The sequence below is a fragment of the Faecalimonas sp. LCP19S3_D12 genome (genome assembly GCF_052121495.1).
In the GTDB taxonomy this organism is placed as follows: domain Bacteria; phylum Bacillota; class Clostridia; order Lachnospirales; family Lachnospiraceae; genus Faecalimonas.
On the sequence record NZ_JBQKED010000066.1, the window covers coordinates 1 to 10398 of the forward strand.

Annotated in this window: 9 protein-coding genes; 2 read left to right on the forward strand and 7 right to left on the reverse strand. The window is 31.3% G+C overall.

Going from position 1 to position 10398, the window contains the following annotated elements:
* Nucleotides 1-90: 90 nt before the first annotated feature.
* Together ACTQXY_RS14390 and ACTQXY_RS14395 are read right to left on the reverse strand one after the other, a co-directional pair.
* Nucleotides 91-621: a hypothetical protein gene (locus ACTQXY_RS14390; protein WP_441660037.1), complete on the reverse strand. Its 531-nt coding sequence runs from the start codon at nucleotides 619-621 to the stop codon at nucleotides 91-93.
* Nucleotides 622-995: 374 nt separating this feature from the next.
* Nucleotides 996-1202 carry a hypothetical protein gene (locus tag ACTQXY_RS14395; protein WP_441660038.1) on the reverse strand — a complete coding sequence of 69 codons (207 nt, stop codon included), beginning with the start codon at nucleotides 1200-1202 and terminating at the stop codon, nucleotides 996-998.
* A 913-nt stretch (nucleotides 1203-2115) separates the two neighbouring features.
* Here ACTQXY_RS14395 and ACTQXY_RS14400 point away from each other — a divergent pair.
* On the forward strand, nucleotides 2116-2940 hold the full coding sequence (locus ACTQXY_RS14400) for a GNAT family N-acetyltransferase (RefSeq protein WP_441660039.1): 825 nt from the start codon (nucleotides 2116-2118) through the stop codon (nucleotides 2938-2940).
* Nucleotides 2941-2942: 2 nt separating this feature from the next.
* Nucleotides 2943-3995, forward strand: a complete 1053-nt coding sequence (locus ACTQXY_RS14405) for a hypothetical protein (RefSeq protein ID WP_441660040.1) — start codon at nucleotides 2943-2945, stop codon at nucleotides 3993-3995.
* On the opposite strand, the gene ACTQXY_RS14410 is transcribed toward ACTQXY_RS14405, so the two are convergent.
* The 5 genes from ACTQXY_RS14410 to ACTQXY_RS14430 form a co-directional block, all read right to left on the reverse strand.
* Nucleotides 3986-6502 carry a hypothetical protein gene (locus tag ACTQXY_RS14410; protein WP_441660041.1) on the reverse strand — a complete coding sequence of 839 codons (2517 nt, stop codon included), beginning with the start codon at nucleotides 6500-6502 and terminating at the stop codon, nucleotides 3986-3988. The genes ACTQXY_RS14405 and ACTQXY_RS14410 overlap by 10 nt on opposite strands.
* A 249-nt stretch (nucleotides 6503-6751) precedes the next feature.
* Nucleotides 6752-7669: a tyrosine-type recombinase/integrase gene (locus tag ACTQXY_RS14415; RefSeq protein ID WP_156558239.1), complete on the reverse strand. Its 918-nt coding sequence runs from the start codon at nucleotides 7667-7669 to the stop codon at nucleotides 6752-6754.
* A 364-nt stretch (nucleotides 7670-8033) separates the two neighbouring features.
* Nucleotides 8034-8198: a hypothetical protein gene (locus tag ACTQXY_RS14420; protein WP_156558237.1), complete on the reverse strand. Its 165-nt coding sequence runs from the start codon at nucleotides 8196-8198 to the stop codon at nucleotides 8034-8036.
* A gap of 108 nt (nucleotides 8199-8306) precedes the next feature.
* The gene (locus tag ACTQXY_RS14425) at nucleotides 8307-9254 is read right to left on the reverse strand and encodes a hypothetical protein (protein ID WP_441660042.1); all 948 of its coding nucleotides are present in this window, start codon (nucleotides 9252-9254) and stop codon (nucleotides 8307-8309) included.
* A gap of 99 nt (nucleotides 9255-9353) precedes the next feature.
* The gene (locus ACTQXY_RS14430) at nucleotides 9354-10289 is read right to left on the reverse strand and encodes an AAA family ATPase (protein WP_441660043.1); all 936 of its coding nucleotides are present in this window, start codon (nucleotides 10287-10289) and stop codon (nucleotides 9354-9356) included.
* Nucleotides 10290-10398: the final 109 nt, after the last annotated feature.

The following is a 10398-nucleotide window of genomic DNA, read 5'->3' on the forward strand; positions in this document are numbered from 1 at the left end:
ATAACCTGTAACTTTGTCTACATATTCAATTTTCAAAGCAGCCACCGTAAGATGGCTTTGTTGTGATACGATTAAGGTAATGGATAACCTCTACTTTTCATTTTCAATCTTCCAACCTTCTTTCATTTGCTGCATGAATAAAATAAAATTCTGGGCAAATTCCAGATTATACAATGCTTCTTTCTTTTCCAAGCTGACATAAATAAGCATTGCCAGAATTTCTTCTCCATCACTGATATTTTTTTCAACTGAATCAAGAGCTGTGTATGTCTGCTTCTCTTTCTTACAGATACCTCGTATCTTTGCACTGACCGGATTATAGATCAATGCATAGCGTCTTTCCTCTTTTGCATATTCCATACAGTAAAAATTCAACAAATCATAATTCCCTTTTTGGAATCCCAGGGCTCCTTCTGTTTTCTTTAAATAAATTCCCGCAATACTCAGCATTGCCCTCAATGTAGGTGGATGCAGTGTTGCCTGCCGTCCTTGATTATACTGGGAAAGCCACTCTATTGTTGTCGTTGTTTTCCGCAGTCCTTCTCTCTGTAAAAACTGACGGAATGGTTCTGGTATTTCTTCCTGAAATGTCCAGGTATCAAATAATTTTATCTCTGCCATTTTTTCTCCTTTCTGTCTGCAAGTTTTAGGTATATTCCTCCTTTCTACACGCAAAAAAAGACAAGGTATTTGTCTTTCTATACCTTGTCTTAAACTTATTCCTATATTTTATTGCAGACTATGCCCAAAGTAAATCTTCTGCTACCATGCAGAATAAAAATTCATTGCACAAATTTGCTTGTACATAAATGAATACAACTTTATCCTAGCATTAGATGGAGAAACTGTCAACAACAGTTTTGGGATCGTAAGAAATTTATTCTTTTTTGAAATTATTGTTCTTCATACGAAGCGATTCCTTACACAAAATATAAGAAACCGCAAGTAAATAGATTATTTCAATGCAAAAAATTTCTCTAATATAGATAGTATTCTTATTTCTCCGTATTCCTAATATATTGAATTTTAGGACGTTTTAACTGGATAAATCTGGTATTTGGTGTTTCTAATGGATTGCATTCTTTTCCATTTTTATCTACGTATGCCTGTGTTTTTATAATAACTGAAACGCCATTTCCACGACTACTTTCCATTTCTTTAAAAGCTTTTTTTAAATTCTTCTTTGCGATACGTTTATTCATGGAATTCCTCCTTTTTTGCTTCCGTCTTTAATAACTGATATTATACTAAATTTTACAACTATATGCAATCTTTTACACAATTTATTAACGTAAAATCGGACTATTTTCTACTGGATAATCCTTCTCTTTCAACAGTAAAGAAGATCTATTTCTTCCCCAACTCTATCTTGTGATTTCGCTCTACTTTCGTCTATATCTTTTCTACTACTAGACAGTTTTAGAATTTTGTTCAAAAAGTATGCGTAGTTATCCATACCACACAATAAAGGGAGCAGCCAGAACACTGCTCACCTCACTATTTTCAAAATTTATATATTTTGTACTTTTATACTTTCTTATTCATCTAAATTTTGCTCTTTTCTTCTTCAGGAATTTTCACCCCTTTCCATTGCTGTTCTACTGAACACCTCATCTTTTCCATAAGGTTTCTAATTGAACGTAAAATCAAATCCTTTCATATGAAAAATAGTGTTTCTTATTCTTAGCTTCATGAACGTTAAAAGATAATTAGTAGTTATCCGGTATCTGAATGATATTAGATAATACCTTATTATCCAATATCGAAGTACAAAGAGAATTACAAAGAGAATAATGTAGGAGAATATATTTTGAATGCAATAGTTTGGGCTGCTGGACATAGTTCCCGTATGATTGAGGAAAAACAATATACCCATAAGCCATACCAATTCTTGGGCTTCCCAATATTGAGAGAACAATTCTAATTTTAAATGATTTTGGAATAAATGATATTGTTATAATTGCAGGAATATATGCAGATCAATATACATTTTTACAAGAAAAATATGGTTGTACCATCGTATCTGATCCCAATTGTTCAGTATCTACGCTCTATGGGATATACAGTATTGTTAATATTATAGGTGATACTTTCATCATTGAAGGTGATGTTGTTTTGGCGGAGAATATTTTTATTAATAAACCTTATAGCTATTATTATGTAATGAAATATTTAAATCCGGAATTTGACGCTTGGAAACCTATTCTTGATAAGAATGGGCGAATAATTTCCTTTGAAATTGGTTGTTTTTCAGAACCGTGCATTTTTGGAGTATCTTTTTGGAGTAAATCTGATGCAGAAATTTTCAAAAAAATTATTGCTGATATCAGTACTCCTGAAAATTTATCTAATAGCGAAAACTTCTGGGATGACTATTTTAATGATTTTTTGGAGGAAATCCAAATTCACACTTTAGAAATACCAAATTATGTTGCATCAGAAATGAACAATGTAATCGAATATGAGATGGCCATAACAATGTGCCAAAAGTATTATTCTAATCCAAAACAATATTTTATAAACTGGCATAATAATAAAAATGAGTATTCATATATAATGAATACATCTCAAGCACTAAGTTATACCCAAAAACTTTTGGAAGAGTATATCTATAAGCATCCTGACGAAAACTTTAGTTTAACTATTCCATCATACTTTGAAAATAATGAATATCCTTATATCATAAAAAAAGAAAAGAAAAGCATTGGGTTTATAGATATAGCTATTGAAAAAAAATTTTTTCTGCTGAGAAGAATTTATCTTGATAAACCTTATCGAAGACAACGATTAGGAACTCAAATTTTAGAAAATATAATTACATTTTCTAAACTCACAAACAAGGAATTACGGGTAAACGTTTATGATGAAGAGGCAGAAAAATTTTATAAACGTCTTGGATTTAGAAAAAATTTTACAAATTACGTAATAAGGAGACAATGAGTATGGATATAATTCAAGAGTGTTTAGCTTATTTTAAGAATATAGATATAAATTTCGATTTGCTAATAATAGCTGACACACAAAATAAAACTACAAAGAACAATAACTATATTGTTCATACTGATGAAAGTGAGTTTTTTTCTAGAAAAGAATTTTCTGAAATCGCTTCGACATTATTTTATATTTTTGGTTATGCCAAAGTTTTTTACTCAGAATTGGATTTCATAAAATTTGTGATGGATGAGCATCCCTCAGCCACAGAATGTTACATATATAATTTTAGCAGAGATGGAATAGCTGAAGGGAAAAAATCATTAATCCCTGCTTTTTGCGATTTATGCGGTCTTAAATATACTGGATCAAATGCTTTTACTATATCCTTATTGAGAAATAAATGGATTTTTACACAGGTACTTTCTAATATGGGGATATTAACACCAAAATCTGTTCTTTATACATTTAATAATCATAATATATTAGAACCTTTTTTGGATACGACAATACTTTTAAAGAATATTCATGAATCAGTAAGTATAGGCTTGCTTACAGACAATAAAATATATTTAACAAAAGAAAAATTGAAAACAGTTGATATGACACTACAACGGATGAACACTAAACAACTACTCATACAAGAATATATTAGCGGCCTAGAATGTGAAGTTTTAGTAATACAGTTTAAGGGAAAGTATTATGCACTTGAGCCAGTGGAAATTGTTATAAATGGTAATGATTTTTTAGATTCCTTAACATCAAACCTATATAATTATTCGTTTAGAAAATTATCCGATAGTTTGAGTCCAGTAGTAATAGAACAAATAAAAAAACAAGCAGTTAAAGCTGCACAAATTTTAAGCATTAAAGACTATGCGAGATTTGATTTCCGTATAGAAAAAGACCAGCCATATCTTATCGATATAGCTGGAACACCATATACTATAAAACATAGCTCGGTAGCGTTTCTGTTTGAAAATATAATGCATTTAGATTATAAAGATATTTATAAGACAATAATGGCGTGTTCTTTTTCAAATTATGATATACTTCAATCATAAGATGTATATTGCAAATCAGATAGCATAAGCCCCCGGCAGAAAAAAGAAGCCAATTCACTAGATCGTCGTTTCAAAGGTACTAGATTATTACAAAAATCATATCCATCTAATATTTGACGATTCAAAATAATCTCTTTTAGCGCAAGAAGTTTCTTATCCCAAAAAACTTCTTGCTTTTTAAATAATGATGGAACAAAATCATCTAATAAATTAATAATTTTTGTTGCACTCTCCCATTTTTCTTCTAATATATATCTATATATTTCGAACCAAGCAAAATAATAACGATAAAAGTCATCCACATCATCATCTTCAATATTTGACACATCATCGCAATCCATTAAATGCTCCAAATATTTTTTGAATTTGAGATATTCTGAAATATTACCATAATAAAGATTTAGCGAACATATATTAGTGAGAATAACAAATTCTGTTGCACATGAAATACGTTGTAATTGTTTTCTTAATTTTTTGACAGTTTTTTTTGCATATCTAAAGCAATATTTTTTTGCATGGGATTGTTCATACCTAAGAAAATCTGCTATTATCATGTTATTTAGTATTTTCTGAGGGTACGGTATTGATATTTCATTTTCTAAAGAAACTTGCATAGCTTTTCTGCATGCCTGTATAGCTTCATTATATTTTTGTATAACTATGTCTGTTCCTGCTTCACAGATTAATGTGATACAATATTCATCCCAGATTTGATTGTCATAAAAATACTTTTTTGCTTTGTCATAATAAATATTACATTGTGTCTGGTTTACAAACAGAAACGCTTTTCGATTAAATACATTCTCCATATATTTAGCAATGCTTTTACTAGATTGAGAGGTTTGTATATTCCCGCTAAGTGAAAGGCTAAGATCATAGATCCGTTTAAATAACTCTGTGTCGTTCAAAACATCTAAGATATAGTGTGCAATATCATAGATAATCCTAAGTTTCAAAACAGTTTCATCAACGATAGGCATCTCTATAGGATATTGTGATAGGCCTAAATATATAGATTCTTCAGCATACTGAACGAGCTGACTTAATATTTGTTTCAATTGTAAATACCAAGGCTTATAATTCCTATACATAAAATGGAAAAAAGCTCTTGCCAGTTCTGCCTTTAAGGGAATCTCAAAATAATCTTTTTGTAAATTACGGTACATCCTATTAAGTTTATCATAATCCGATTCCCCTTCACGTAGGGTATTGTAAAATGATTTTATTGTTTCAAAATCATCATAGTAATAGGAATCTTTTCCTTTTCCAATCAACCTTTCAATTTTTTTGATTTGTTCCAAATTATTAAAACTAAGTGCTTCTGAATAGGAAAGTATAAGAAGGGCAAAAATATCATCTTTCAAATATCCATTGTATGCCCATAAATAGTATGCTCTTAAATAATATTGATCTTGTTCCTTGTTACTATAATAATTGTAATAATCTAAATATCTTTCCTTATTCTTATCATTCAGTTCTTTCTTCAGAATTTTTCGTATTTCATCACAAGCGAAGGAATAAAAGTTCAGCGAGTTTTTTTTCAGCAACGCTTGCTTTTGAGCTAGATATAGACTCTCTCGAACAGTATTTGTTTCTTTATGTGTTATGCTTGCAATTTCTTGACTACCAAAGCTTTTTAGGCTAATTGAGGAAGACAAAATGATGTCTTCCATATCATATTCATTTACATTTCTAGTTAGACCGTTCTTTTTAAGCTCACCCAATCTGTATGTAACCACGGAATCTAAGGCTCTAAAAAAATCAACATTTTGCTCTACTAAATCTATATACAGAAAATCGACTAATTTTAAATTAGACGCACATATTTTTTTGATTTGTTTAATCTTTTCCTCTATGTCCTTTTTCCTTACAATTATTTTATGTTTTTCAGTTAGATATTGTAAAATATCATTTTCATCATAGTCTTCCAATATATTTTTTTCGATTGTAGAACAAACTAGAAAATCCTTTATGCATGAATCATCAACATTACTTATGAGAAAATATAGATGATGTTTAAACGTACTTTCGAGAGTGGTTATATTCTTCATTAGTAATTCAACCAGATATTTTACTTTGTTATCTAACTTAGAGTAATCGGGTAGGCAAATTAATAAATCAGAAGAAAATCTTTTTTTAAGAAGATTAGATATTTGATTAAATTGGCTATCATTTTTTTTAGTTGATACCGCTGTCGCTATATCAACTCCAATCCCCCAGCGTATTGGTAATGAAATAGTAGTTTCAATATTATCTACAGAACTCTTAGAAGAATTTTCGTATAAAGATAATTTGTCTCCTTCAGCAATATATACTTGTAATTTGTTATTATGTCTATTTTTGCTATGTATTCTATTGATAACTTCAAATACTACATGTGATTTTCCTGATCCATGATTGCCTAGAATAATGGTAGCCTTTGAGGCTGATGCAGTAATATATTCTTGAGTCAATTTCTCTATTAACTTGTTTCTACCTTCTAAATTTTTATATCTATGTTCTTTCATATCTTTATTACAAATAAACCTTCAATAAAATAATATTGGATAATAAGGTATTATCTAATATCATTCAGATACCGGATAACTACTAATTATTAAATACATTATATCAAATACTATCATATTGTTCCATACTTTTGTTTTATTGCCATGAAAAAATTTTTTTCTATAACTAAACTCTTCATTTTTTGTATATCAAAAAGACCGCCTTTATCAAAGCCGATCCGTTTTATTCAAATAAAATAATAAGTAAATTTATGCTGCTCTGATTATATTCATTCGATTTCTAGGATGCATCTCTCTTAAAATCTCAGCTTGCTTTTTAGCTGCAATATGTATATATATCTGAGTAGTTTTTATCGAACTATGTCCAAGGATCCGTTGCACACAACTTACATCAACACCCTCTTCTATTAAATATGTAGCAAAAGAATGTCGGAACATATGTGGTGTAATGTTTCTATCAATACCCGCCAGCTTTGTGTACTTTTTTAACATAAGCCTTATAGAATCCTCAGTGTATCTATTTCCCCAACTGTTCACAAAGAAAAAACCACACTTTTTGATTGCTTCTGAATTATGTTTATAATATTGTTTTAGGAGATCCAAAATTTCACCTGACGCAACCTGAATATATCTTTCTTTACTTCCTTTTCCCATGATTTTTATTAAGCCCGTATTCAAATTTATACAATCTAATCTTATATTTGATATTTCATATACTCTCGCCCCCGTAGCAAATAATGTTTCTATTACAGCTATATCTCGTAACCAGTACTTATAAGTATTATCCTTACTTATCTTCTTACATGAATGCATATAATTCAACAAAGTTTCAATTTCTTCACGCGGGATTATTTTAGGTAAAATTGCTGCTTCCTTGAATTTTACTTTGATTTTTCTAAACGGACTATCATCGATAATTTCGCACTCTTCCAAATAATTATAATATGCTTTGATTGATGCAATTTTACGTTTTATGGTTTTCTGCTTGTATTTTTTATGCAATTCCACTATATAGTCTTCTATTTTGCTTTTTTCTGGGACATCCTCCTGTGTAAACTCAAAAAACTGTCTTAAATCAATTCTGTATGCCTTCAGCGTATTCCAATCCAATTCTTTCCTATACTCACAATATTCAAGATACTTTTTTACTTGCTCTTTATAATCCATTCTACTGTCCTCCATGCCTTTTTCGGTAGTGTAGCATATTTCTTCACGGGATACATTCGATATCCCCTATGTTTCTCATTGAAACTAAGGAATTTTCTCTTCATTGTCAATGCAAACGAAGAAATACATGAGTAGAACCTATTCTGCTTCCCGCTCTCATGCTTTACTTTTTATTGAAATGGCACAACGTATCTTTATGACACCTAAAAGTAGCTCCCCATTTTGCAAGCAAAACACTTATGGTATGTAAGATACTGTGATATCTCCTATTATTTGTCTCGTACTTTTGTAACTATTATCATATAAAAGATGGGCAGAAAGCTGATTTTACTCACGCTTTCTGCCCACACTCATCATAAAAAAACTATATTAATTCATCTAAATATTTCGTTTTTTCTTCTTTAGGAATCTTCAGGCTTTCCATTGCCTGTTCTACTGACCACCCCATTGTTTCCATAAGATTTCTAATTGAAAACAGTATTCCTTTTTGAATTCCTTTTTCTTCAACACCTTTACTCAGATTACACATAATAGGCACCTCTTTCTAATGTCTTTACGTTTCAGACAAACCATGCAATAAGGTGAACAACAACAGTGCTGCTCACCTCTATTTTCAAAATTTATATATTTTGTACTCTTACATTTTTTTTAATTCATCTAAATACTTGCTTTTTTCTTCTTCAGGAATTTTCAGACCTTCCATTGCCTGTTCTACCGACCATCCCATTGTTTCCATAAGGTTTCTAATTGAAAGAAGAATTCCTTTCTCAATTCCTTTTTCTTCAACGCCTTTACTCAAATTACACATAATAGACACCTCTCTTTCTAATGTCTTTGTCATTTCAATTGAAAAATCATTCTGTAATATCTCTTTCTTTTCATTTACTTCACGATCCGAAGAAAGTAAAACTTCTAATAATTTTAAAATACCTGGAACATTTTCATCATCAGAATCCCCTAAACATATCATAATTGCTGTTAATAGATCATAATTCTCTTTTCTTTCGGAACAACTGCCAATTAACTGTTCTTCTGTAATAGAATATCTGTTTATACTATTTTTTCTATATTTAGGTGGGTTCATACAAATCCAAATACTGTAAACTTTCTTTATTTTCTCATAATGTGCGTCTGAGAATTCAACACCATACTGCGAAGATATCAATCTACTGCAATAATAAATTCCCCTTTTTATAATTGGATAGCCTGGATAAAAATCATTCTGTGCTTCAATATTTATGATCAGTCGGATTTTTTCTTTTGACGCCGGAGCTTTCGCACAGAATCGAATATCATAGGTAACTATCCCTTCATAAATAGAAGCATCTTCTGTTGCTCCATTTTCTATTTGCTCTTCTGACAACCGCTCATCAATGTTTACAGACACATCTGCAATGTCCGGTTCTCCTTCTATATAGTTCTCTATAATTTCTTGAATCTCACAATCCCGGTATTCCTGCAAACAACTTTTCATGATCCATGCCAGAATTACCTTATTTGCGAGAAGACGTTTACACGCCGCATCATAGGAGGCTTTATCGCCTGCGGAGCTAATACTTTTTGCCAGTATATTTTCAACTTTCAATCTATTTTCACCTCCATAATCCCTTTTTTCTTATTTTATCACATGGAAAAAAAAGATACCACTCCTTTTTCTTATTGGATTATCCCTCTTCTCCTCTTCTTATGCCGCCTTATTCTTATCAGAAAGCTCTGCAAAAACTTTTTTTAACCTATATGCCAACAAGGTGTTCCTTTTTTTTGCCCTTCCAGCTCTGATTGCCTGGGATAATGCCTGTTTACTCCCCACAAGGATAACTTTCTTTTTCGCCCTTGTAATCGCAGTGTAATATAAATTCCTCTTTAAAGTGTGCCTCCGGAAACTCGATAAAACCGGAATGATGACTACCGGATATTCTGAGCCTTGCCCCTTATGGGCAGTAATCGCATATGCGTGAACAATGTTCCATGATTCTCCTTCCAGATATCGCATAACCCTTTCTTCTCCAAAATCTACTTCCATGTACTTCTTTCCATTTATCCTTCCTATTTTCTTTACAATCCCGATATCCCCGTTGGAAATTTCGTCTTCATTTTTTGTCTGCATCACTTTATCCTGCATACGGAAAATTCTGTTTCCGCTTTTGATTTCCTGCTGTCCTGATTGGTAAGAATTAATCCTGTCTTTGATTTTTATATTCAAAGCATTAGCACTTACCTTTGTATCCTCTCTTAAAGGTGTCAATACCTGAACTGCATTTACATTTTTCTTCTGATTCTTCCACTCCACATCAAAAATTTTCACAATCTTTTTTGCTGCATCTTCATCATCATGTGCCGCCACAAAAGAAAAACTGTCATCATATTCCAGATTTAGCTTCCCACAGTTGATTTTTATCGCATTTTCCAGAATAGTGGGATTTTCCTGCCGGAAACATTGTTCTAAGACTGTAACCGGAATCACACCGGAATCAATAAGTTCTTTAAATACGTTTCCTGGCCCCACTGATTCCAGCTGATCTTTATCACCTACCAAAACAATCCTGCTTCCTGCTTTTATTTTCATCATCAGGCTCGTAAACAGATGCATATCCACCATACTGCATTCATCAATAATAATTAACTAAGACTTCCCATACCCCAAATGGGACTTGTTCCTTGAAAATTCAATATTTCAGCTAACAAAATAGCGATTTATGCCGCAGTAGCCAGTGGATGGAGTGCATTAC

What these genes read in the sequence shown, in the direction of transcription:
- ACTQXY_RS14390 (WP_441660037.1), bottom strand. Translation starts at nt 621, where the DNA reads ATGGCAGAGATAAAATTATTTGATACCTGGACATTTCAGGAAGAAATA.
- ACTQXY_RS14395 (WP_441660038.1), bottom strand. Translation starts at nt 1,202, where the DNA reads ATGAATAAACGTATCGCAAAGAAGAATTTAAAAAAAGCTTTTAAAGAA.
- ACTQXY_RS14405 (WP_441660040.1), top strand. Translation starts at nt 2,943, where the DNA reads ATGGATATAATTCAAGAGTGTTTAGCTTATTTTAAGAATATAGATATA.
- ACTQXY_RS14410 (WP_441660041.1), bottom strand. Translation starts at nt 6,502, where the DNA reads ATGAAAGAACATAGATATAAAAATTTAGAAGGTAGAAACAAGTTAATA.
- ACTQXY_RS14415 (WP_156558239.1), bottom strand. Translation starts at nt 7,669, where the DNA reads ATGGATTATAAAGAGCAAGTAAAAAAGTATCTTGAATATTGTGAGTAT.
- ACTQXY_RS14420 (WP_156558237.1), bottom strand. Translation starts at nt 8,198, where the DNA reads ATGTGTAATCTGAGTAAAGGTGTTGAAGAAAAAGGAATTCAAAAAGGA.